Below are 22,531 nucleotides of genomic sequence, written 5' to 3'. Positions count from 1 at the left end.
CTGTCCAGCCTGCCCCACCCATCCGCGTCGGCGGGGTCAGCCCGTCGGGTGGGGTCGGGCTGTTCGCGTTGGCGGGGTCAGCCCGTCGGGTGGGGTCGGGCTGTCCGCGTTGGCGGGGTCAGCCCGTCGGGTGGGGTCGGGCTGTCCGCGTTGGCGGGGTCAGCCCGTCGGGTGGGGTCGGGCTGTCCGCGTCGGCGGGGTCAGCCCGTCGGGCGGGGTCGGGCTGTCCGCGTCGGCGGGGTCAGCCCGTCGGGCGGGGTCGGGCTGTCCGCGTTGGCGGGGTCAGCCCGTCGGGTGGGGTCGGGCCGTCCGCGTCGGCGGGGTCAGGCCCAGGTCACCCGGGGTGGCAGGGCGAGGAAGTCGGCGTACCGGCTGAGGGCCCGTTCCACCTGCTCGCGGCGGGCCGCCGTGAGATCGACGAGAGGGTGCACGGTCAGGGTGACCCGGGTCTTGGTCAGGCTGCGCTTCCAGGTGCCGACCACCCGGCCGCCGACGACGACGGTGGCCTGGAAGACGCCGTTGCCGCCGGGAACGATGGCCTGCCGGTGCTCCGGGTCGAGCATGAGTGCCCGGTCCTTGAAGCCGAGCAGGTACTCGTCGAAGCCGGGCAGGGCCAGCACGTCGTCGGCCGGTAGGTGGGGCGTGTCAACCGGGGTGCCGGGCGCGTCGGCCGGTGTGTGGGGCGTGTCGGTCAGCGGCGCGGACAGCACCGCAGGCACGCCGTCGAGGTCGACCGTGGTCAGCTCGTCGCCGGCGGCGGCGATGGCCCGCTTGGCGTCGGCGGCGGTCAGCCCGGTCCAGCCGGCGAAGTCCTGCCGCGTGGTGGGGCCGTGGCCCCGGAAGTAACGCAGCGCCAGGGTGGCCAGCGCCTCGTCCCGGTCGAGCTGACGTTGGCCCGGCGCCCACTCGTCGAGCAGCGCGAACGTCTGCTCGCTGCCGACGTTGGGGGCGATGCAGGTGACGCCGCGCTGGGCCGCGTACCAGAGGAGGTGGTAGCCGCGTTGGCCCGCGCCGTCGATGCCGGCGGCGACCAGCGCGGCCACGCACTCGGTGCGGGTCAGTCGGCCGCCGCCGGCCAGGACGCCGCCCAGCACGTCGGCGGCCCGGTCCGCCTCGGCCTCCGACAGCCCGAGGAACGCGCGCCGGCGGGCCGCGCCGGCCAGGGCCCGTACCCCGGTCAGCTCCAGCAGCCAGCGGGCGTCGCGGGCCGGCACCAGGTGGATGGTGCCGCGCATCGGCCAGGTCCGCAGCGCCTCCCGGCGCTCGAGCGCGGCGTGCACGTCCGCGTGGGTCGACCCCGGCAGTCGTACGCCCAGCGACCACATGCCGCTGGCCAGGTCCTGCGCCTGCATGGCACCGAACCACTCCACCACCTCGGCCACCGTGGCCAACGGGGCGGCGGTGGGGTGCGGGCGCAGCCGGAGCGCGGCCATCCGCAGCGCGAGCGCCTCGGCGCGGGTCAGCGCAGTCGAAACGGGTGCCACGAGGATGCCGCCTTCCGCCGGTGGTCGACCGCAGCATAGGCACGGGCACCGACACCCGGCCGGAAGCCGCCGCACCCCCTGATCGCGCTGTGCCAGCGTCGTTGGCGGCCCAGCGCGATCCCCCGGTCAGGTCCAGCAACGCGGTGGCGAGCACCGGCACCCATCAGGATGGCGCTTTCCGGGCCGACCGGGAACCGTACTCCGGACACCTTGCGGATATCTTGAGCAAGCGCGCGGCGTGCGGGGGTCAGCCCCGGCGGGGCTGCGGCACCCGCACCACGGCCATCCCGGCCGCCTCGGCGGCGGCGATGCCCAGGTCGGCGTCCTCGAAGACCAGACAGTCCTGCGGGGGTACGCCGAGCAGCTCGGCGGCGCGCAGGAAGGGCTCCGGGTCGGGCTTGGCCCGGGTGTAGTCGCCGGCGCAGACCAGCACGTCGAAGCGGTCGAGGATGCCGAGCGCGTCGAGGGAGGCGGTGACGGCCGGCCGGGTACTGCCGGAGACCACCGCGAACGGGATCCGCCCGTGCGCGTCGTCGATGTGCGCCAGCACGCCGGGGATGCCGGTGGCGGTGGGCAGCAGCTCGTGGAAGAGGGCCTCCCGCCGGGCGACCACCTCCGCCAGGGGCATGGTCAGGCCGTGGCGTTGGTTCAGCTCGGCGATGATGTCGGCGTTGGGGCGGCCGGCCCAGGCGTAGAACAGCTCCTCCGACAGGGCGTAGCCCCACTCGTCGAGCGTCTGCTGCCAGGCGGCGTAGTGCTGGGGCATCGAGTCGACGATGGTGCCGTCGCAGTCGAACAGGTACGCCTGGAACTCGCCGGCGGGCAGGGGCAGCATCACCGGGCCAGGCTACCGCGCACCCCCGACCGGCCCGGCGCGCCCCGACACGCCCGGCCAACGGGCCGGTCGGTTCAGAGCCGCTGGTGCATGACCAGCAGGTCGACGTAGCCCTCGGTGGGGTGCCGGAAGGCCTCCGGTACCCGGCCGACGACGGCGAAGCCGAGCGAGCGCCACAGCGCCACCGCCCGGTGGTTGCTCGCCACCACCGCGTTGAACTGCATCGCCCGGTAGCCCTCGGCGCGGGCCAGGTCGAGCACGTGCCGGCCCAGGGCCCGGCCGACGCCCCGCCCGGCGGCGTGGGGGGCGACCATGAAGCTGGCGTTGGCGACGTGGGAGCCGGGGCCGAGCTGGTTGGGGCCCAGCTTGGCCGAGCCGACCACGGTGCCGTCGGCCCCGACGGCGGCCACGGTGCGTCCCGGTGGGGCGGGCAGCCAGATCTGTCGCGCCCGCTGCTCGGTGATGTCGCGCGGGTAGGTGTACGTCTCGCCGGCGGCCACGATCTCGCGCAGGAAGGGCCAGATCGAGGGCCAGTCGTCGGGGGTCGCGTCCCGGATCTGCATGTCGCCGAGGATGCCAGCCGGGGGTGGGGCGCTGTCCAGGGATTTCCCCGCGGTGTTTGACGACGCAAGTAACGGGTAGTCGCCGGAGTTGATCCACAAAACAGGGAGGACTACCTGATGGACGGCCAGACCAAAGTCGCGGTGATCTACTACAGCGCCACCGGGATCACGTACCAGATGGCCCAGGCTGCCTGCGAGGCCGCCGGTGAGGCCGGGGCCGAGGTTCGCCTGCGCAAGGTCCGCGAGCTCGCCCCCGACGAGGCGATCCGGGCCAACTCCGGCTGGCAGGCGCACCGCCTGGAGACCCAGGACGTGATGGAGGCCGAGCCCGACGACCTGGACTGGGCCGACGTGGTGATCATGGGGTCGCCGACCCGGTACGGGATGATCGCCGCGCAGCTCAAGCAGTTCATCGACACCACCGGCCCGCTCTGGGCCCGGGGCGCGCTGGCTGACAAGGTCTACTCCGGGTTCACCTCCACGGCGACCTCGCACGGCGGGCAGGAGTCCACCCTGCTGGCGCTCTTCAACGTCTTCTACCACTGGGGCGGTGTGGTGGTCACCCCCGGCTACACCGACCCCAGCCAGTTCGTCGCCGGCAACCCGTACGGCGCCTCGCACACCAGCAACAACGGGGAGGTGCCGCCGGACCACGTGGCGCTCGCGGCCACCGCGTTGACCGCGAAGCGGGCGGTGCGGATCGGCACCGCGCTGCGCGCCGGCCTGGCCGCCGGCTGAGCGTGGACCCGGGACCGGGCGGAGGCTCTCGAATCCGCCCGGCCCCGGGCGTCACGGTTCCTACCCCCGCTCCGGGAAACCATGCCCGGCCAACGTCCGGTCCGGCCGGTCCAGTAGGTGCCCGAGCAGATCGGCCAGGACCGCCAAGCCGTCCGGGCTGAGCACCGACTCCGGGTGGAACTGCACCCCCGCGAAGCCCGGCCCGCGCAGCGCGTGCACCGCGCCGTCGGCGTCGTCGCGGGCCAGCTCCACCGGGCCGTACCCGGTGGGCAGCCGGTCGACGTCGGCCAGGGCGGTGAACGTCGAGTAGAAACCCACCCGGCGTGGCACGCCGAAGAGCCGTACCCGCCGCTGCAACCCCTGGTACGGCGTCCGTCGCCGGTGCAGCGGCAGGCCGAGCAGCCCGGCCAGCACCTGGTGGCCCAGGCAGACCGCCAGGGTGGGCCGGCCGGTGGCCAGCAGCCCGGTCAGCAACCGGCGCAGCGCCACCATCTTCGGCTCGTCGCCGGCGGGGTCGCCCGGTCCGGGACCCACGATCACCAGGTCGTGCTCGTCGAGGGGGCCGGGCCGGTGCCACGGTCGGGTCTCGACGGCGAGTCCGAGGGCGGCGAGCTGGTGGGCGAGCATGCCGGTGAAGGTGTCCTCGGCGTCCACGATCAGCGCCCGCCGGCCGACCAGGCCGGGCAGCACCGTGCTGCCCGGGGGACGCTGGTCCAGCCAGAACCGGGCCAGTGGCGCGTTGCGGGCGGCGAGCGCGGCGCGTACCTCGGGGTCGTCGGCGAGCCGGACCGGCGGTCGGGGGCCGTGGTCGGGGGCCTGCGGCCCGAGGCCCAACGCGGCCAGCACCCCGGCGGCCTTGGCGTGGGTCTCGGCCACCTCGCCGTCGGCGGTGGAGTGCCGCACCAGGGTCGCGCCGACCTTCACCCGCAGGTCACCGTCGGCGGAGAGTTCGGCGGTACGGATCAGGATCGGCGCGTCGAGGGTCTGCCGGCCGGCGTCGTCGCGACCGAGCAGGGCCAGCACGCCGGCGTAGTAGCGGCGGCCGGTGCGTTCGTGGCGGGCGATCACCCGGCAGGCGTTCTCCATCGGGCTGCCGGTGACGGTGGGGGCGAACATCGTCTCGCGCAGCACCTCGCGCACGTCCAGGGAACCCCGCCCGGCCAGCAGGTACTCGGTGTGCGCCAGGTGGGCCATCTCCTTGAGGTACGGGCCGACGACCTGCCCGCCGCGTTCGGCGACCCGGGCCATCATCTTCAGCTCCTCGTCGAGGACCATGTACAGCTCCTCGACCTCCTTGGGGTCGTGCAGGAACCGCAGCAGCGCGTCCCGGTCGGCGTCGGCCCCGGTGTGCCGGAACGTGCCGCTGATCGGGTTCATCATCACCAGGCCGTCGTCGACGCTCACGTGCCGCTCCGGGCTCGCCCCGACCAGCGTGCGGGTGCCGGTGTGCACCACGAAGGTCCAGTACGCGCCGCGTTCGGCCAGCAGCAGCCGGCGCAGCGCGGCCAGCGCCGCCACCAGCACCGACCCCTCCACCCGGGCCCGCAGGGTCCGGTGGATGACGAAGTTCGCCCCCTCGCCCCGGCCGATCTCGTCGGCCAGTACCCGGTCCACCGCGGCGGCGTACTCCTCGTCGGTGCTGTCGAACGCGGCGCCGCCGGTGACCACCGGACCCGCCGGCAGCACGCCGCGGGCCAGCGCCGCCGGGATCCGCTGCTCCTCCTCGATGACCAGGCACTCCAGCGGCAGCTCGTCGTCGACGCAGGCGAACCCGCGTTCGGTGATCTGCCGGTACGGCACCAGGGCCAACGTGCGGGGGCCGGCGGCGTCGTCGGGCAGCGGGATGTCGGCGAGCCGGTCGACCGTGCGCAGCGTGCCGGTGAACAGTTCCAGGTGCTCGGTGCCGGCCCGGTGCAGCAGCGCGAAGGGTCCGGGGTCGCGGCCGTCGGCGACGGCGTCGAGCAGGTCGGACAGGCAGGACATCGGTTCTCCTCGGGCTCGGCTGCCGCTTCCGGGGCGGCCCGGGAGCCGGGGAGGACCGGCGGCCGCCTCGTCGGCGGCCGCGTCGGGAAGCTACGCGCGGGTGCTGGCCGCCGGGTCGGCGGGCCACCAGAAGGACAACGGCGCGAGCATGCCGACACCCTACGCCGCCGCACCCAGGCACCGGAAGCGGTCGTCGGTACCGGTGGCCGATCGGGGTACGACACCGGCCCCGTTGGGTACCGTGAGCCGCGATGAAGATTCTCGCTCTCGATCTGGGCACCTCGTCGGTGCGGGGCCTGGTGCTGGACGCCGACGGCGACCTCGTCTCCGGTGCCCTGGCCCGCCGCAGGATGCGGCTGAGCACCCACGACGACGGCACCGGCACCCTGGACGGTCGGCAGTACCTGACCGGCCTGGTCGAGTGCCTCGACGAGTTGGCAGCCGGCGGGCACCTGCGCGGGGTGACCATGGTGGCCACCTGCGCCCAGTGGCATTCGGTGGTGCCGCTGGACGCCCGGGGTGAGCCGCTCGGGCCGGTGCTGACCTGGCTGGACACCCGGGCCGTGCCGGCGCCGGGTGCGCCGGGCCCGGCCGATGCCGACGCCTTCCACCAGCGCACCGGCACCTGGTGGCACCGCTGTTACTGGTCGATGCGGCTGCCCTGGCTGCGGGCGCGGACCGACACCCCGGTGACCCGCTTCGCCGGGCTCGTCGAGTACGTCCTCGGTGCGCTGCTCGACGAGATGCCGATGTCGATCTCGCAGGCCTCCGGCACCGGGCTGCTCGATCTGCGCACCCTGGACTGGGACGCCGAGGCGTGCGAGCTGGCCGGGGTCCGCCCGGGTGAGCTGCCTCACCTGGCCGACATGGACTGGCGGGGCCGGCTGCGTCCGGAGCACGCCCGCCGCTGGCCGGACCTGGCCGACGTCTCGTGGCACGCGCCGGTGGGCGACGGCGCGGCGTCCAACGTCGGGTCCGGTTGCGTCGACGAGAGCCGGGCGGCGGTGACCGTCGGCACCTCGGCCGCGGTCCGGTTGATCCAGCCGGTGCCGGCCGGTGCGCCGCTGCCTCCGCTGCCCGAGCAGCTGTGGCGGTACCGGGTGGACCACGGGCACGTGGTGACCGGCGCGGCGTACTCCTGTGGCGGCAACCTCTTCGCCTGGGCCGATCGGGAGCTGCGGCTGCCTCGCGGCGCGGAGTTGGCGGCCGCGTTGGACCGGGTGCCGTTCGACGGTGGACCGGCGGCGGACCCGCGCCTCGGCGGCGACCGGCCGCCGGGTCTGGCACCGGCCGGTTCCGGGCAGTTGAGCGGGATCAGCTTCGGCACCACCGGCGTCGAGCTGCTGGCCGGGCTGATGCGGGGCCTCTGTGACCTGGTCGCCGAGGACCTGGCGGTGCTGGAGTCCACGGTGGACAGCCGGGTCGAGGTGGTGCTGGGTGGCGGTGCGGTGGCGGCTTCGCCCTGGTGGCGGCGGGCTTTCGCCGCGACGCTCGCGCCCCGGACGGTACGCCACCAACCCGATCCGGAGATCGGCGCCAGTGGTGCCGCGTTGGCGGCGTCGGGACGCTTTGGTGACGCTGCGCAACCGGTCGACATCGGCCGGACGGACGAGTCGGATCCACCGACCGTGCCAGCTTCCGCACCCTCGGGGGCTGCTTCCTGAAGTCTTCCTTAACCCAGGGCGTTGACACAGCTCACAGGCCTGGTTGGATGGACCCCGCCCGCCGGGGATCGGCGTGCGCGGGGATCAAGGAGGCAGAGTGGGCACACGTCCCGACTCGAATCCCGGCGGGGTGTCGAGCCATCGCCGGCGCAGGTTCGACGTGCGGGTCGTACCCCACCGACGGCGGTCTGCGCTGCGGTTGAAGGACTGGCGGATGGGCACCAAGCTCGCCGCGGTGCTGATCATCCCCTCGTTGGCGTTCCTGGTGCTGGCCAGCGTGCAGACCGCCAATCTGATCGGACAGACCACCACGCTGAGTGATTTCGCGGCGCAGGTAGGCATCGGCCGCGAGATCAACGCCGCGGTGCACGCGCTGCAGCAGGAACGCGACCGGACCTCCGGTGAGCTGGCCGAGCTGCGGGCCGCGGAGCGCCGCTACAGCGGTGAGCAGGCCAGTGCCGCGTTGCGGCCGTTGCAGGAGAACACCGACCGGGCCCTGGCCGACCTGCGGCGGGCGGCGGAGCCCCTGCTCGACGCCGACGCGTCCTGGCAGGTGACGTACTCGCAGGTGCAGGAGGCCACCGACCAGGTGGTCTTCATCCGGGCTGCGGTGCCGGCGGCCGTGCTGAGCAGCGACACCATCCTCAGCAACTACCACCGCGCCATCGACTCGCTGCTCAACCTGCTCGCCGAGCCCTCGCCCGGTGAGGGGGAGTCGGTGCTCACCGACGCCGTGCTGCGCTACGTGCAGCTGGCCCGGGTCAAGGAGCTGTCCTCCCGGGTCAGCTCCCAGCTCTTCGAGGCGGCCCGGGCCGGCGAGTACGGGCTGGAGGACCAGGTCATCCTGACCGACCTGCGGGCGCAGCAGCTCACCGCCCTGGGTGCCTTCCGGGTCGCCGCGAACAACGCCCAGATCGCCCGCTACGACCAGGCCTCGGTGAACCCCGCCTTCGCCGCGGCCACCGTGCTGGAGGAGCAGGGTCTGCCGACCGGCGGTGCGGAGCCGATCGTCCTGCCCGCCCTGCAGTGGTGGACGGCCAGCGAACAGCGGCAGGAGCTGCTCGGTCAGGTGCTGGCCGAGGTGCTCGAGGACGCGGTGGTCCAGGCCGACGGGGCCAGCAGCGGCCAGCTGCGTCGTACCCTGCTGGTCGCCGGCGCGATCGCCATCGTGCTCGGCGCGGCGGTCCTGACCTCGGTGCTGATCGGCCGCTCCATCGCCCGGTCCATGCGCCAGCTGCGCGGACAGGCCCTGCGGATCGCCCAGGTCGAGCTGCCGGACGCGCTGGACCGGCTCCGGACGGTCAGCGGCGGGGTGCCCGAGATCGAGGTCGCCCCGGCGGTGGTGCGTTCCCTGGACGAGATCGGTGAGCTGGCCGAGGCGTTCGTCGCGGTGCACCGCAGCGCGGTCAGCGTCGCCGTCGAGCAGGCCACCATGCGGCGTAACGTCAACGCGATGTTCGTCAACCTGGCCCGTCGGAGCCAGGTGCTGGTGGAACGGCAGCTGAAGCTCCTGGACGACCTGGAGCGGGAGGAGGCCGACCCGGACCAGCTGGAGAACCTGTTCAAGCTGGACCACCTCGCCGCCCGGATGCGCCGTAACGACGAGAGCCTGCTGGTGTTGGCCGGTACCGAGTCGACCCGGCGGTGGAACCGGCCGGTCGGGCTCGGCGCGGTCCTGCTGGCCGCGAGCGCCGAGATCGAGCAGTATCAGCGGATCCGGCACGACTCCGTGGCGGACCTGCAGCTGGTCGGGCACGTGATCGGGGACCTGGTGCACCTGCTGGCCGAGTTGCTGGAGAACGCCACGGCGTTCTCCCGGCCGGACACCATGGTGGTGGTCACCGCGTGGAACGACGGCGACGGCGCGCTGATCGACATCGTGGACCGGGGTCTCGGGATGAGCCCGACCGCGTTGGCCGAGGCGAACGCGATCCTGGCCAGCCCGCCGGCGGCCGACGTGGCCGCCTCCGAGCGGATGGGTCTGTTCGTGGTCAGCCACCTGGCGGCCCGGCACGGCGTCGAGGTGCGACTGCACCTCGGGGAGTCGTCCGGTCTGGTGGCCCGGATGCGGCTGCCGGGGGCCCTGCTCGCCCCGGTCGAGGCGATGGAGCTGGACCCGCCGACGGTGCCGCGGATGCTGCCCCGCCAGGCGGCCGGCAACGGCGCGGTCGGCGTGCCGGCGGCCGTCGGTAACGGTGTGGCCGGCCTACCCCAGGCCGGTAACGGTGCGGTCGGCCTGCCGCAGGCGGGCAACGGTGTGGCCGGTGGCACGGCGGAGTTGCCGGTGGCGGGGCGACGGCCCCGCCCGACGACGGTGCCGCGACCGGCCCGTCCGGCGGCGGAGCGGGCCATGCCGGCCCGGTCGGTGCGCGCCGAGGACGTGCTCGCCCCGCAGGCCCGGCGGACCCCCGACAGCGGCTGGTGGTCGCGGCAGGGTCCGACTCCGGGGACCGGGCCGGCGGCCGCGCCACCGGAGCGGCCGGTGACCGGCGGCACCAACGCGCGCGGTCTGCCGGTGCGGGTACCGATGGCGCAGCTCTCCGCGGTCACCCAACCGGCCCGGCCGGTGGAGGCCGCGCCGCGGCACGAGCCGGACCCGGAGGCCGTGGGCGGGATGCTGTCGCGCTTCTACAGTGGCGTACGACAGGCCGAGAACGAGGAGACCACTGAAATGATCATGCCGCCGGCGGGTGTGCGCAGTGAAGGGGGAGCACAGTGACAACCACGTTGAGCCAGGAGGCTCGGGACCTGAGTTGGCTGGTCAGCGCGTTTGCCGAGCGTGTGCCGGGCGTGGCGCACGCCGTGGTGGTCTCCTCCGACGGCCTGCTGGTCGCGATCTCCGACCACCTGCCCCGTGACCACGCCGACAAGCTCGCCGCGGTGACCTCCGGTCTGATGAGCATCACCGCCGGTGCGGCGCAGATGTTCGACGGTGACATCGTCAAGCAGACGGTGGTCGAGATGGGCCGGGGTTACTTCCTGGTCATGCAGATCCGGGACGGCTCGATCCTGGCCACCCTCGCCGCCGGTGACGCCGACATCGGGGTGGTCGGCTACGAGATGGCCCGGCTGGTCAAGCAGACCGGGGAGATGTTGACCCCGGCGCTGCGCGCCGAGCTCCAGCAGGCCCTGCCGCGCTGATCGGGCGGGCTGGGTGGCCCCGGTGCGGACCGGGGCCACCGCACGGCCGGCCGGCGGTCAGAAGCCGTTGTCCCGGATGACCTGCCGGTACCAGTGGGCGCTGCGCTTGAGGATCCGGCGCTGGGTGGCGTAGTCCACGTAGACCAGGCCGAAGCGCTGGTCGTAGCCGACCTCCCACTCGAAGTTGTCCATCAGCGACCAGACGTGGTAGCTCTCCAGCGGCACTCCGGCGGCGAGGGCCCGGTGCACGGCGGTCAGGTGGTCGCGCAGGAACTCCACCCGTCCGGTGTCCTCGACGGTGCCGTCGGCGGCCAGGATGTCGGCGGTGGGCAGCCCGTTCTCGGTGATGGTGAGCGGGATCGGCCCGTAGTCGCGGGTCACCCGGGTCAGCATGTCGAACATGCCGTCGGGGTAGATCTGCTGCCAGGCCGCGACCGAGGTGGGCCAGCGCTGCTCGGTGCCGCCGTCGGCGGTGACGTAGATCGGGGTGTAGTACTGCACCGCGAGCAGGTCGACCGCTGCGGAGATCACCGCCAGGTCACCGTCGACGATGCCCCTGGCCAGCCGGCTCTGCGGGCCAAGGTCGGCCAGCACGTCGGCGGGGTAGCTGCCGGTGAGCACCGAGTCGAGGTAGAGGCGGTTCTCGTATCCGTCGTAGAGCCGGGTCGCCGCGGCGGCGGCGGGGGAGTCGTCGGCGGGGTAGCAGGGGTGCAGGTTGAGCGCGGGGCCGATGCGGCCCGGCTGGCCGGTGGCCCGGAACGCCTGCACGGCCCGACCGTGCGCCAGCTGCAGGTGGTGGGCGACCAGGTAGGCCGCGTCCGGGTCCTGTCGGCCGGGCGCGTGGTGGCCGCGCAGGTAGCCGTTCTGCACCACGGTCTTGGGTTCGTTGACGGTGAGCCAGACCGGGATCCGCTCGCCGAGGGCCCGGAAGACGATGTCGGCGTAGTCGGCGAAGCGTTCGACGGTGTCGCGGGACTCCCAACCGCCGTTGTTCTGCAGCGCCTGCGGCAGGTCCCAGTGGAACAGGGTGGCCATCGGGGCGATGCCCCGCTCCCGCAGTCCGTCGGCGAGCCGGCGGTAGAAGTCCAGGCCACGCTGGTTGGGCTGGCCGGTGCCGTCGGGCTGGATCCGGGGCCAGGAGATGGAGAACCGGTAGCTGTCCAACCCGAGGTCGCGCATCAGGTCCAGGTCTTCGGCCCAGCGGTGGTAGTGGTCGGCGGCGATCTCACCGGTGTCACCGTTGCTGGTCCGTCCCGGGGTACGGCTGAAGGTGTCCCAGATCGACTCGCCCCGGCCGTCCTCCTTCGCCGCCCCCTCGATCTGGTACGCGGAGGTGGCCGCGCCCCAGCCGAAGCCGGTCGGGAAGCGCAGCGCCGTCCGCGGCTCGGCGGCCGGGTCGCTCCCGCCCTCGGGTGCGGCGACCGCACTGGCCACGGTGGCGCCGGCCGTCATGGCGGCCGCGGCACCCAGCGGGGTGCCGGTCGCACCGGTGGGTGCGGGGGACGAAGCGGCGCGTTGGAGCAGGCGCCGCCGGGTGAGTCTCGACATTCTGCGTTCTCCTCACAGCAGGTTGCCTGCCACCGACGACCGGGAGCGCTCCCAGAATAGGGTAGGCGCGGCCGGCCCGCGGCACCGCGTGCGGTCGGCCGCTCAGGTGGCGGCGGATCGACCCGCAGTCGGCGGCCGGGCGGGGAAGGGGTGGAGCCAGTCGACGGCGTCTGCCGAGGTCGAGGCGTCCGGCGCGGGGTACTGCCGGAGGCGGCCGAGGTCGGTCGGGTGCGCCGGTACAGCGAGCGAGGCCGGCCGGGTGGCGGATGCCTGTCCCGTCGGCCTCTTTTCCCGTCGGATACGGGGGGTTAGTGTGGGGACGGGGGAGGGCAACCCCCGTCCCCAGCGGTGGTACAGCACACGCACGGATGACTGTGGGATCTGCGTGCGTTTGCGCGGGAGCCGGGCCACGCGAGTGGCTCTGTTTCCACCTCCCTCCATGCCGGTGGGCATCGGCTGGCGGCGGCGTCCGGGCTGGCCCGCCGTCAGCCCTCGGGCTGATGTCGGGGATCGTCCGAGGACGGTCCCCAGCAAACGTTACTTACCATCTCCGTCGATGGAAGCGCTCCCATCGGCGATGCAGCGACTGTAACGCCCGTCACGGGTTTGTGAAACCCCCTACACGAGATCGAAACATCTATGGGTGTTTCTCTTGTCGGTGGGAGCGCTTCCATGCGAGACTGTCGAACTACCGCGTCGCGGAGCCAGTACGCGCGAACGTGGGTCGCCGAGGGCACCCGGTCTGCCGACCGGTACGGCACCCGAGCGGGGATCCCCCGATCCCCGAGCCCGGCCCAGCCGCCGGGTGACCACCATTCCGGGCGCCTCCGTCCCCCCGCGTACGACACCACGCGTGGAGGCGCTCCGCCGGGATTCGCCCCGGCTCGGCCCGAGGAGACACCGCGCACATGAGACTCAAGGCAAGACGTCGCCCCCTGGCGATGCTCGCCGCCGCCGCGCTGGTCGTCGGCGGGGTGACCCTGCCCGCCGGCGCCGCGCAGGCCGCCCCCGCCTGCGACGTGGTCTACGCCACCAGCGACTGGAGCAACGGCTTCACCGCCAACGTCACCATCAAGAACCTCGGCGACCCGATCAACGGGTGGACCCTGAAGTTCGCCTTCCCCGGCGGCCAGCGGGTCGTCCAGGGCTGGTCGGCCAGGTTCAGCCAGTCCGGCAACGAGGTGACCGCGACCAACGAGTCCTACAACGGCAACCTGGCCACCGGCGCCTCGACCAGCATCGGCTTCAACGGCTCCCACACCGGCAGCAACCCGAAGCCGACCTCCTTCTCGGTCAACGGGGTCACCTGCGGCGGCGCCGCGCAGAAGCCGCCGACGGTCAACCTCACCGTGCCGGCCGGGCCGTTCGTGGCCCCGGCGGACGTGCCGCTGACGGCCACCGCCGCCGACGAGGACGGCACGATCAGCAAGGTCGAGTTCTACCGCAACGGCCTGCTGGTCAACACCGACACCACCGCGCCGTACGCCTACACCCTGGAGGACCTGCCGGCCGGGGCGTACACCGTCCAGGCCAAGGCCTACGACAACGCCAACCTGAGCGCGGTGTCGGAGAAGGCGTTCACCGTCAGCCCCGCCTCCGGGCCGCGGCTGGTGGCCACCCCCTCCTCGGTGAGCGTCAACGAGGGCGGCACCGCCTCGGTCAACCTCAAGCTCAGTGGCGCGCCGGCGGGCAACGTGCCGGTCACCCTGACCCGTACCGGTGACAGCGACATCACCGTCTCCCCGACGTCGGTGACGCTGACCACGGCGAACTGGAGCACCGGGGCCAACGTCACGGTCGCCGCCGCCGAGGACGCCGACACCGTGGGTGGCACCGCCACGATCACCGCCTCGGCCACCGGGTACGCCCCGCTGGCCATCACCGCCACCGAGATCGACAACGACGTACCCGGTGGCGGGGACAACGTCTACACCGAGCGGTTCCTGGAGCAGTACGGCAAGATCAAGAACTCGGGGTACTTCAGCCCCGAGGGCGTGCCGTACCACTCGATCGAGACGCTCATCGTGGAGGCCCCCGACCACGGCCACGAGACCACCTCCGAGGCGTTCAGCTTCTGGCTGTGGCTGGAGGCCCACTACGGCCGGGTCACCCAGAACTGGGCGCCGTTCAACAACGCCTGGACGGTGATGGAGAAGTACATCATCCCGTCGCACGCCGACCAGGCCACCGCCGGCTCGGCCGGGGACGCCCAGTACGCCGCCGAGCACCCGCTGCCCAACCGGTACCCGTCGGCCCTGGAGGCCAACGTCCCGGTCGGCAAGGACCCGCTGCGCAGCGAGCTGCAGTCCACCTACGGCACCGGTGACATCTACGGCATGCACTGGCTGCTGGACGTGGACAACGTCTACGGCTTCGGCCGGTGCGGCGACGGCACCACCCGCCCGGCGTACATCAACACCTTCCAGCGCGGCGCCCAGGAGTCGGTGTGGGAGACCATCCCGCAGCCCTCCTGCGACACCTTCGCCCACGGCGGGCGCAACGGCTACCTGGACCTGTTCGTCAAGGAGGCCAACGCCCCGGCCAAGCAGTGGAAGTACACCAACGCCCCGGACGCCGACGCCCGCGCCGTGCAGGCCGCGTACTGGGCGCTGACCTGGGCCAAGGCGCAGAACAAGCAGGCCGACGTGGCCGCCACCGTGGCCAAGGCCGCCAAGATGGGCGACTACCTGCGGTACGCCATGTTCGACAAGTACTTCAAGAAGATCGGCAACTGTGTCGGGGCCACCGCCTGCCCGGCCGCCAACGGCAAGGACTCCGCGCACTACCTGATGTCCTGGTACTACGCCTGGGGTGGCGCGTACGAGGCCAACCAGAACTGGTCGTGGCGGATCGGCTCCAGTCACAGCCACTTCGGCTACCAGAACCCGTTCGCGGCCTGGGCGCTCACCAACACCCCGGAGCTGGCCCCGAAGTCGCCGACCGCGGCGGCGGACTGGACCAAGAGCTTCGAGCGGCAGCTGGAGTTCTACACCTGGCTGCAGTCGGCCGAGGGCGGCATCGCCGGTGGCGCGACCAACAGCTGGGGCGGCAACTACGGCCAGCCCCCGGCCGGCACCGCCACCTTCTACGGCATGTTCTACGACGTCGACCCGGTGTACGAGGACCCGCCGTCGAACCAGTGGTTCGGCATGCAGGTCTGGTCGATGCAGCGGATCGCGGAGCTGTACCTGCAGACCGGCAACGCCAAGGCCAAGGCGCTGCTGGACAAGTGGGCGCCGTGGGCCATCGCCAACACCACGCTGGGCACCAACTGGTCCATCCCGTCGGACATGAAGTGGACCGGCCAGCCCAACAACTGGAACCCGACCAACCCGCAGCCGAACACCAACCTGCACGTCGAGGTCACGGTGAAGGGCCAGGACGTCGGCGTCGCCGCGGCCTACGCCCGGACCCTGATCGCGTACGCGGCCAAGTCGGGCAACACGGCGGCCAAGACCACCGCCAAGGGGCTGCTGGACGCGCTGCACGCGGCCAGCGACGCCAAGGGCGTGTCGAGGCCGGAGAAGCGTGGCGACTACCAGCGCTTCGACGACACCTACAACGCCTCGACCGGTCAGGGCCTCTACGTCCCGCCGGGCTGGACGGGCACCATGCCCAACGGTGACCCGATCACCGCCGGCAAGAGCTTCCTCGACATCCGGTCCTTCTACAAGTCCGACCCGGACTGGCCGAAGGTGCAGGCGTACCTCGACGGTGGGCCGGAACCGACGTTCAACTACCACCGGTTCTGGGCCCAGGCCGACGTGGCCATGGCCTACGCCGACTACGGAAACCTGTTCCCGAACGGGTGATCCAGCTCTCCGGGTGGACGGCGGCGTCCGTCCACCCGGAGGCGCCGACCGGGTCCGGGGATGGACGACATCCGGTCGGCGAGCGGCCTGATTCCCACGGTCAGGCCGTGGTGGGCCGGCCGTCCGGCCAACGCAGCGGTTCGGTCGGCCCACCACACAGCACACCAGCGCAGCAATCCGCGAGAACCAGAGAAAATTCCGCGACGACCGGAGAAAACCGGGCGCTGCGGGACGGCGGGACAGCCCGCGACGGAGTAACGTACATCACCGGAGAGGCCGCTCCCCCCGTGGCGGCCTCTCCCTATGTCCGCCGGAGGCCGTCGAGTGTCCGCCGGAGGCCGCCGAGCCCCGGCCGTCGTCGGCGTCCAGCCCGGTCCCGTCCGGCGTCACCGGGTGGCGCAGCCCCGGATGTCCGGCCGGCAGCGATCGGCGGATCACCAGCCAGCTCACCGCCAACGCCGCGGCCACCACCGGCCAGGTCAACGCGACCCGGGCCACGACCAGGGCGAGCACCTGGCCGCTGAGCCACAACGGCACGAGGACCAGCAACCGCAGCAGGTAGGTCGCCGCCCACACCGCACTGCCCCGGCCGTACGCGCGCAGCAGCGCCGGATCCCGACGCCAGCTGCCCCGCTGGCCCAACAGCACGCCGACGATCACCCCGAGCAGCGGCCAGCGCACCACGATGCTGACCACCCAGACCAGCGCGCTGGCGGCGTTGGACAGCAGTTGGACGAGGAAGAAGTCGGTGGCCCGGCCGGTGCGTACCGCGATCAGCGCGGCCACGCAGACGGCGAGCAGGCCGATCAGCACCGAGCGGGGCCGGTCGCCGCGGCGCAGCCGCCACCCGGCCACCGCCGTGCCGGTCAGCACGGCGGCGGCCACCGCACCACCGAGTGACCGGCCACTGAGCACCCAGCCGAGCGCGAACGCCACCGCGGGCAGGGTCGCGTCGAGCGCGCCCCGGCGGCCGCCGAGCAGATCCGCCAGGGATTCGGGTCGATCCCGCTGCGGTGTACCGGTCACCGTCACCCTCCTCGGTGGTCGCACCCACCTAAACACCGAACGTGCCGGCGGGCCAACGAACGGCCGGCGGTGTCGTGCCGTTACGGTGTGCGGGTGCGAGAGACGGCTAGGGGTTGGACCGCGGTCTGGTTGGTCGTGTTGGCCCTAGCGCAGGCGGTGGCCTTCGTCGTGGTCTGGCGGCTGGCCGTGCACACCCAGCTCGGTCAGTGGATAGACACGGTGGCGTTGACCGGCAACCGGATCGGCCAGGACCGCATCGAGGGGCCGGTGGACCGGATCCTCAACGCCATGTCGGTGGTGTCCCTGCTGGCGGCCACCGCGGTCATCGGGTTCATCGCGTTGATCCGTGGCCGGGTCGCGTTGGCCATCACCGCCACCCTGCTCATCGCCGGTGCCAACGTCACCACGCAACTGCTCAAGTACGGACTGCCCCGCCCGGACTTCGGCGTCGACCCGGAACGTGCCTTCGTCGGCAACAGCCTGCCCAGTGGTCACACCACCGTGGCGGCGTCGGTGGCGATGGCGCTGATGCTGGTCCTGCCGCCCAAGGTCCGGGTCCTCGGGGCGTTCCTCGCCGCCGGGTACGCGGCGACCGCCGGGGTGGCCACCCTCTCCGCCGGTTGGCACCGTCCCAGCGACGCCGTGGCGGCCTACCTGGTCGTGGGGGTCTGGGCGGCGCTGGCCGGTCTGCTGCTGCTGATCACCCAACGGGAACAGGCCCAGATCAGCGCCGAGGACGCGCACCGGGTCGCCACGGCGGTGCTCGGCGTGATCGGTCTGGTGGCGATCGGCGTGTCGGCGCTCGCCCTGGCCTGGCTGGTGGACCTGCCCCGGGTCGCCGTCGGCGAGTTGACCCGCCGGCCGCTGTTCGTCGGCTACGCCGGCAGCGCCGCCGGGATCGTCGGCACGATGGCCGTGGTGACGGCGCTGGTGCTGGTCGTCGTGCACCGGCTGGTTCCCCGACACAAGGGCTGACCGGCGACCCACCCGGGGCCGGCTCAGAACGGTGGGGCCGCCCGCTCCGGTGGCGCGCCCCGGGCTCGGCGGGCGTCGGCGAGGGCCACCGCGAGCAGTACGGCGGCGGTCACCGCGCTGGACAGCAGCGGCCGGGCACGCAGCAGCAGGGGCAGTAGCGCCACCAGGGCCAGGGCGGCGACCCACCGGGCCGGCGACACCCGGCCGAAGACCTCGTACTCGAAGCGGGCCCGGGCGAGCAGGAACAGCACCGGCCCGCCGACGATCAGCACCACCCAGGCCGTCTCGGCGCGTTCCAACGGATGCTCGATGCTCAACTCGTAGCCGATCGCGGTGGCCACCACCCCGATCACCATCAGCAGGTGGGTGTCGGCCGCCGACCGGCCGATGGTGGCCGGGTGGGCGGCCTTCGACACCGCCTCGGCCAGGATCTGACCGGCCCGCTGGAAGTAGATCCGCCACAGCAGCACCGAGGTCACCAGCGCCGCCGCGAAGGCGGCGGTCCGCGGCAGGTCGTAATTGCCGCCGCTGTAGGCCAGGCCGGTGACCAGCACCGTCTCGCCGAGGGCGATGAGGAAGAACTGTTGGTACCGCTCGGCCAGATGCTCCCCGACGACCTGCCACCGGTTGGTCGTCGACCGGCCCAGGCCCGGCACCGGCCAGCCCAGCCGGGACCACAGGTACTCGGCCGCCAGGGCCGCCGCCCAGAGGATCACCCGCCACGGCACCGGCAGCAGCGCGCCGACGATCCACGGCACCGCGCAGCACCCGTAGCCGATCAGCATCCGCAGCTTCAGGCCCCGGTACCGGCGTACCCGCACCGCCAGCAGCAGGATCAACGGCCGGGACAGCTGGGCGGCCACGTAGGCGACGGCGAAAGCCAACCCGGTGGCGCTGAAGGCGTGCGGGATGGCCACCCCCATCACCATGCTGCAGACCAACGCGACGATCACCATGGTCTGCAGCCAGCTGTGGTACGGGTCGTAGCGGCTGGTGGTCCAGGCGGTGCCCTGCCAGACCGACCAGAGGGCGAGCAGGAGCAGCAGCGTCTTCCCGCCACCGGTGACCGGGGCCCAGCCCACGTTGCCGCCGGTCTCCAGGGCCAGGTCGGAGAAGGCGCGGGCGGAGATCCGGGTGAGCGCGAAGACGAAGACCAGATCGAAGAAGAGCTCCAGGAAGGTCGCCCGGGTCGTCGCACCGGCCGCCGCGACGGGACCGCCCGATCCGGTCGTCACGGCGGCGGTCCCCACCACCGACCGGATGCCACCCGTCCGTCCTAGCACCCGCGCGGGGCGGTCGGGACCGGTTCGCCGGTAACCGGGCGCGGCGGCCGGCGGGTCGGCTACCGATGCCAGCGCAGCGGGCCGGGGTGCACCGACCAGAGCAGGCGCCGCCACCACGGGCGGGCCGCGCGCAGCGCGTCGACGTACCCGCCGGCCACCGTCGCCGCCCGGTCGGCCTGCGCCTCGGTCGCGGTGCCGGGGGCGAAGGCCGTCCGGTTGAGCAGTTCGGCCAGCTCGTCCACGGACGGCGGTGACGTGCCGGCTGCGACCGGGACCCGCGCGGCGACCCGGCGGGCGTGCGCGGCGACCTCGGTGGCGGCCAGGTCGCCGCCGGCCGGCTGGCCGGCCAACCGCAGCGCGTCGGTGACCTCCCGGAACGCCCCGGTGATCCGCTGCGCCGGGTCGCCATGGCCCAGCCGGGTCCGCCGCTGGGCCCGCCGCAGCACGAGCAGCACCAGCAGCAGGCCCGCCAGCACCGCCGACAGGGCACCCACGCCGCCGGCGACCAGCACCGGCACCGGTACGCCACCGGTGGTGTCGTCGGCTCCCGGTGCGGCCACCGGCGGTGGGGTCGGGGTCGGCGCCAGGGACGGCTCCGGCACGTCCGGCGGCGGGGTCTCCTCCGGCTGCGGGCGGACGTCGGGCTCCACCGGACGCGGCTCGTCGTCGGGGCGGGGCATCGGGTCGAACGGCACCCAGCCGAGGCCGTCGAAGAGCACCTCCGGCCAGGCGATCGCGTCGGCGGCCCGGACCGGACCGTCGCCGGTGGACCGGAAACCCACCACCACCCGGGTCGGCAGCCCGGTCAGCCGGCCCAGCACCGCGAACGCGGCGGCGAACTGCTCGGAGGTACCGCGCTGCCCGCCGCCGTCGCGGGGCCCGAACAGGAAGAAGGCCAGATTCGGGTACGCGTGCCCGCTCGGGGCGTCCGCCACCACCCGGTAGTGCTCGGCCAGGAACCGTTCGATGGCCGCCGCGCGGGCGTACGGTGCGCTGTTCTCCTCGGCCAACTGGCCGGCCAGCCGGGTCAACGGCTCCGGTGCCCCGTCGGCGACCCGCAGCACCCGGGCCACCTCGTCGCCCGCGGGCACCTGCGCCGGGCCGAGCAGGTTCGCGTCCGGACGTTCCCGGGCCGATTCCACCGTGTACCGCAGCCCGGCGCTGAGGCCCTCCGGTCGGATCAGCGTGCCGGTCGCCGGGTCGTAGGCCACCCGCGCCCCGGTGACCTCTCGCGGGGTGGCCACGGCCGGCAGCAACCGGCCGGTGAGGTCCACCACGGTGATCTCCTGCCGGACCGGTTCGACGATGCTGTGCACGGCCGGGTCGGTGACCGGCAGGATCCGCCCGGCGTTGCGGTAGGTCGCGCCGACCCGCCAGGTCACCCCGTCGTAGTCGCTGAGCACGGCCAACCGGACCCGGACCTCCCGGGTCGTCGGAGTAGTCGTGCGGACCTCCAGCAGCCGCTGCTGCGGGTTCAACGCCCATCCGGAGATCCGGATCAGCGGGTTCTCGTCGAGCGACTCCACCCGGGGCGGTTCCACGTACCGGCGGGGGTCCACCGGCCGCCGGTCGACCAGGGCGGCGACCGCCGGGCCGAGCAGCGCGGTGGCCGCGACCACCGCCGCCACCCCGGCGGCCGAGGTGACCGCGAGCCGGGCCCGCACCGCCGCGCGGATCCCGTCGTCCGATCCGGTGGCGGCCACCCCGGTGGTCGGCGTGGCCCGGCCACCGGGTACGGCCAGGCCGACGGCGGCGACGGCGGTGAACGCCACGGTCGGCCAGACCGCCGCGTCGGCGTTGGGGCCCACCACGTACACCGCCCCGGCGAAGAGCAGCGCCGGCGGCAGGTAGCCGAGCAGCACCCGGCCGGCACGTAGCGCCACCTCCGCGCCGGTCAACCCGGCCAGCCAGGCGGCGACCAGGGGCACCAGCACGGTGTCCGGGGCCGGTTCCACCGGGATCATCGCGGTCAACAGCCGGGGGATGCCGTTGCGGGCCGCGTCGAGGCTCACCTCGGCCAGCCCACCGGGCACCTCGGCGTGCCCGGCGGCCAGGCGCAACGACCAGGCGGTGAAGACGGCCAGGGCCAGCACCGACAGCGGGGCGACCAGCCAGGACCGCAGCCGGCGGGCGGCGAGGCTGACCAGCACCGCCCCGATGCCCGCGCCGAGGATCAGCCGGGTCAGCAGCGGCCCGGCGTAGACCCGGCCGAGCACCACCCCGGCGAGGCCGACCATGGCGACCAGGACCAGCGGCAACACCGTCGCCCGCAGGCCACGGGCCAGCGCGGTGCCGGTCACCATCGGCGGATCCGGTCCCACTCGGCGGCGAACCGGGCGGCGTCGGCGGCCTCGATCAGCAGCGGGCCGGTCGCCGAGGCCGCCGTCGGCTGCCCGACACCGAGCACCCCCACCACCACCGACCGGTAGCCGCCGCGCAACGCCCCGACCAACCCCAGGTCGGCCCGGCCGCCGGGGCCGGTGAGGAAGACCAGGGTGTCGCCGAGACGTTCCTGGCGCAGCCGGGCGGTGGCGGTCCGCAGCCCCGCCGCGCCGTCGCCCCGGTCGAGGTCGGCGGCGGCCAGCAGGTCCAGCGGTCCGCCGCCGGTGGGTCCGCGATCGTCGGCCGGCGTCGGCAGTACGGTCGCGTCCGGGGCCACCAGCAGCAGGACCACCGGCAGGTCGGCCCGCACCGCCGCGGTGACCACCGAGGCGGCGGCCTCACAGGCGGCCTCGAACGACTCGGCCACCCCGTCGACCAGGTCGGGATGGGCCGGTGCCCGGTTGTCCAGCACCACCACGATGCGGGGCAGGCTGGTGTCGACGTTCTCCCGGACCATCAGCTCACCGACCCGGGCGCTGGTGCGCCAGTGCACCCGCCGCAACTCGTCGCCGATCACGTACTCCCGCAGTGAGTCGAAGGTGATCGAACCCTGCGGTACCGCGTCGACCCGGCCGTCCAGGCTGCGCCCGGCACCGGTGGGCGCGGCGGTCAGCGGATGCACCCGCGGGTACACCCAGACCGGCACGGTGTCGCCGTACGGGCGGGTAAGCGAGACCAGCCCGAGCGGGTCGCGTCGGGTCACCCGCAGCGGCCCCACCGGCACCACCCCCCGCCGGCCGGTCGGCACGTCGTAGCCCACCCGGGTGTCCCGGCCGGGGCGCAACCGCAGCAGCGGCACCGGCACCACCCGGTCACCGCACCGGTCCTCGGCCACCAGGTTCGCCGCCCGCAGCCGCCCGGTGTTGGCCACGGTCACCGCCATGCGGGCCGGTTCGCCCCGGGCCACCCGGTCCGGGTCGGCGTGCCGGCGTACCACCAGCCGGGGCCGCCAGGCCGCAGTGAGCAGGGCGTGCCCGAGGGCCGCGCCGGCCGCCGCGCCGAGCACCGTCAACTCCGGGTACGCGAACCGGAAGCCGACGCCCAGCAGCGCGACGGCAGCGACGAGCAACCCGGCACCCCGGGCGGTGATCCCCACG

At 73.7% G+C, this 22,531-nt stretch carries 15 protein-coding genes; 6 read left to right on the top strand and 9 right to left on the bottom strand.

Annotated features, from left to right (window positions below; all coding sequences use genetic code 11):
- Window positions 1-323 precede the first annotated feature (323 nt).
- From GA0070617_RS19200 to GA0070617_RS19190, 3 genes are all read right to left on the bottom strand, one after another.
- Window positions 324-1,484, bottom strand: a complete 1,161-nt coding sequence (locus tag GA0070617_RS19200) for a winged helix DNA-binding domain-containing protein (RefSeq protein WP_373868309.1) — start codon at window positions 1,482-1,484, stop codon at window positions 324-326.
- Window positions 1,485-1,731: 247 nt separating this feature from the next.
- The gene (locus tag GA0070617_RS19195; RefSeq protein ID WP_308472670.1) at window positions 1,732-2,319 is read right to left on the bottom strand and encodes an HAD family hydrolase; all 588 of its coding nucleotides are present in this window, start codon (window positions 2,317-2,319) and stop codon (window positions 1,732-1,734) included.
- A 74-nt stretch (window positions 2,320-2,393) separates the two neighbouring features.
- Window positions 2,394-2,882, bottom strand: coding sequence for a GNAT family N-acetyltransferase (locus GA0070617_RS19190; RefSeq protein WP_091440221.1), 489 nt, complete (start codon window positions 2,880-2,882; stop codon window positions 2,394-2,396).
- A gap of 117 nt (window positions 2,883-2,999) precedes the next feature.
- On the opposite strand from GA0070617_RS19190, the gene wrbA reads away from it, so the two are divergent.
- Complete coding sequence (wrbA, locus tag GA0070617_RS19185; protein ID WP_091440220.1) at window positions 3,000-3,620, top strand: NAD(P)H:quinone oxidoreductase; 621 nt, start codon at window positions 3,000-3,002, stop codon at window positions 3,618-3,620.
- A 60-nt stretch (window positions 3,621-3,680) separates the two neighbouring features.
- Here wrbA and GA0070617_RS19180 read toward each other — a convergent pair whose 3' ends face one another.
- Complete coding sequence (locus GA0070617_RS19180; protein ID WP_091440216.1) at window positions 3,681-5,603, bottom strand: anthranilate synthase family protein; 1,923 nt, start codon at window positions 5,601-5,603, stop codon at window positions 3,681-3,683.
- Between the two features lie 251 nt (window positions 5,604-5,854).
- Between GA0070617_RS19180 and GA0070617_RS19175 the strand changes: the two genes are divergently transcribed.
- The 3 genes from GA0070617_RS19175 (at window position 5,855) to GA0070617_RS19165 (ending at window position 10,408) form a co-directional block, all read left to right on the top strand.
- Window positions 5,855-7,267, top strand: coding sequence for an FGGY family carbohydrate kinase (locus GA0070617_RS19175; RefSeq protein ID WP_091440212.1), 1,413 nt, complete (start codon window positions 5,855-5,857; stop codon window positions 7,265-7,267).
- A gap of 214 nt (window positions 7,268-7,481) precedes the next feature.
- Window positions 7,482-9,986, top strand: a complete 2,505-nt coding sequence (locus GA0070617_RS19170) for a sensor histidine kinase (protein WP_091440208.1) — start codon at window positions 7,482-7,484, stop codon at window positions 9,984-9,986.
- The gene (locus GA0070617_RS19165) at window positions 9,983-10,408 is read left to right on the top strand and encodes a roadblock/LC7 domain-containing protein (RefSeq protein ID WP_091440206.1); all 426 of its coding nucleotides are present in this window, start codon (window positions 9,983-9,985) and stop codon (window positions 10,406-10,408) included. The genes GA0070617_RS19170 and GA0070617_RS19165 overlap by 4 nt, the downstream gene beginning before the upstream one ends.
- A 57-nt stretch (window positions 10,409-10,465) precedes the next feature.
- Here the strand turns inward: GA0070617_RS19165 and GA0070617_RS19160 are convergent, their stop codons facing one another.
- Window positions 10,466-11,956 (bottom strand): GH1 family beta-glucosidase, encoded by a 1,491-nt coding sequence (locus GA0070617_RS19160; protein ID WP_091440203.1) that lies wholly within the window; start codon window positions 11,954-11,956, stop codon window positions 10,466-10,468.
- Window positions 11,957-12,864: 908 nt separating this feature from the next.
- On the opposite strand from GA0070617_RS19160, the gene GA0070617_RS19155 reads away from it, so the two are divergent.
- Window positions 12,865-15,768, top strand: a complete 2,904-nt coding sequence (locus GA0070617_RS19155) for a glycoside hydrolase family 48 protein (RefSeq protein ID WP_091440199.1) — start codon at window positions 12,865-12,867, stop codon at window positions 15,766-15,768.
- Between the two features lie 264 nt (window positions 15,769-16,032).
- Here GA0070617_RS19155 and GA0070617_RS19150 read toward each other — a convergent pair whose 3' ends face one another.
- Complete coding sequence (locus GA0070617_RS19150) at window positions 16,033-16,794, bottom strand: DUF3159 domain-containing protein (RefSeq protein WP_091446670.1); 762 nt, start codon at window positions 16,792-16,794, stop codon at window positions 16,033-16,035.
- 87 nt (window positions 16,795-16,881) lie between these two features.
- Between GA0070617_RS19150 and GA0070617_RS19145 the strand changes: the two genes are divergently transcribed.
- Window positions 16,882-17,769, top strand: coding sequence for a phosphatase PAP2 family protein (locus tag GA0070617_RS19145; RefSeq protein WP_175440587.1), 888 nt, complete (start codon window positions 16,882-16,884; stop codon window positions 17,767-17,769).
- A 23-nt stretch (window positions 17,770-17,792) separates the two neighbouring features.
- Here GA0070617_RS19145 and GA0070617_RS19140 read toward each other — a convergent pair whose 3' ends face one another.
- From GA0070617_RS19140 to GA0070617_RS19130, 3 genes are all read right to left on the bottom strand, one after another.
- Complete coding sequence (locus GA0070617_RS19140) at window positions 17,793-19,004, bottom strand: low temperature requirement protein A (RefSeq protein WP_091446669.1); 1,212 nt, start codon at window positions 19,002-19,004, stop codon at window positions 17,793-17,795.
- Window positions 19,005-19,111: 107 nt separating this feature from the next.
- Window positions 19,112-21,355 carry a transglutaminase domain-containing protein gene (locus GA0070617_RS19135; RefSeq protein ID WP_091446666.1) on the bottom strand — a complete coding sequence of 748 codons (2,244 nt, stop codon included), beginning with the start codon at window positions 21,353-21,355 and terminating at the stop codon, window positions 19,112-19,114.
- The gene (locus tag GA0070617_RS19130; RefSeq protein WP_091440196.1) at window positions 21,349-22,530 is read right to left on the bottom strand and encodes a DUF58 domain-containing protein; all 1,182 of its coding nucleotides are present in this window, start codon (window positions 22,528-22,530) and stop codon (window positions 21,349-21,351) included. The genes GA0070617_RS19135 and GA0070617_RS19130 overlap by 7 nt, the downstream gene beginning before the upstream one ends.
- Between the last annotated feature and the right edge of the window lies 1 nt (window position 22,531).

It is taken from the genome of Micromonospora yangpuensis (assembly GCF_900091615.1).
GTDB classification, from domain to species: Bacteria; Actinomycetota; Actinomycetes; order Mycobacteriales; family Micromonosporaceae; genus Micromonospora; species Micromonospora yangpuensis.
The sequence above is the reverse complement of the archived record's forward strand: the minus strand, read 5'-3'. Positions and strand labels throughout refer to the sequence as shown.

Coding starts and splice junctions, on each gene's coding strand:
- GA0070617_RS19195 (WP_308472670.1), bottom strand. CDS start 2,319: ATGCTGCCCCTGCCCGCCGGCGAGTTCCAGGCGTACCTGTTCGACTGC.
- GA0070617_RS19175 (WP_091440212.1), top strand. CDS start 5,855: ATGAAGATTCTCGCTCTCGATCTGGGCACCTCGTCGGTGCGGGGCCTG.
- GA0070617_RS19135 (WP_091446666.1), bottom strand. CDS start 21,355: ATGGTGACCGGCACCGCGCTGGCCCGTGGCCTGCGGGCGACGGTGTTG.
- GA0070617_RS19180 (WP_091440216.1), bottom strand. CDS start 5,603: ATGTCCTGCCTGTCCGACCTGCTCGACGCCGTCGCCGACGGCCGCGAC.
- GA0070617_RS19190 (WP_091440221.1), bottom strand. CDS start 2,882: ATGCAGATCCGGGACGCGACCCCCGACGACTGGCCCTCGATCTGGCCC.
- GA0070617_RS19160 (WP_091440203.1), bottom strand. CDS start 11,956: ATGTCGAGACTCACCCGGCGGCGCCTGCTCCAACGCGCCGCTTCGTCC.
- wrbA (WP_091440220.1), top strand. CDS start 3,000: ATGGACGGCCAGACCAAAGTCGCGGTGATCTACTACAGCGCCACCGGG.
- GA0070617_RS19155 (WP_091440199.1), top strand. CDS start 12,865: ATGAGACTCAAGGCAAGACGTCGCCCCCTGGCGATGCTCGCCGCCGCC.
- GA0070617_RS19170 (WP_091440208.1), top strand. CDS start 7,482: ATGGGCACCAAGCTCGCCGCGGTGCTGATCATCCCCTCGTTGGCGTTC.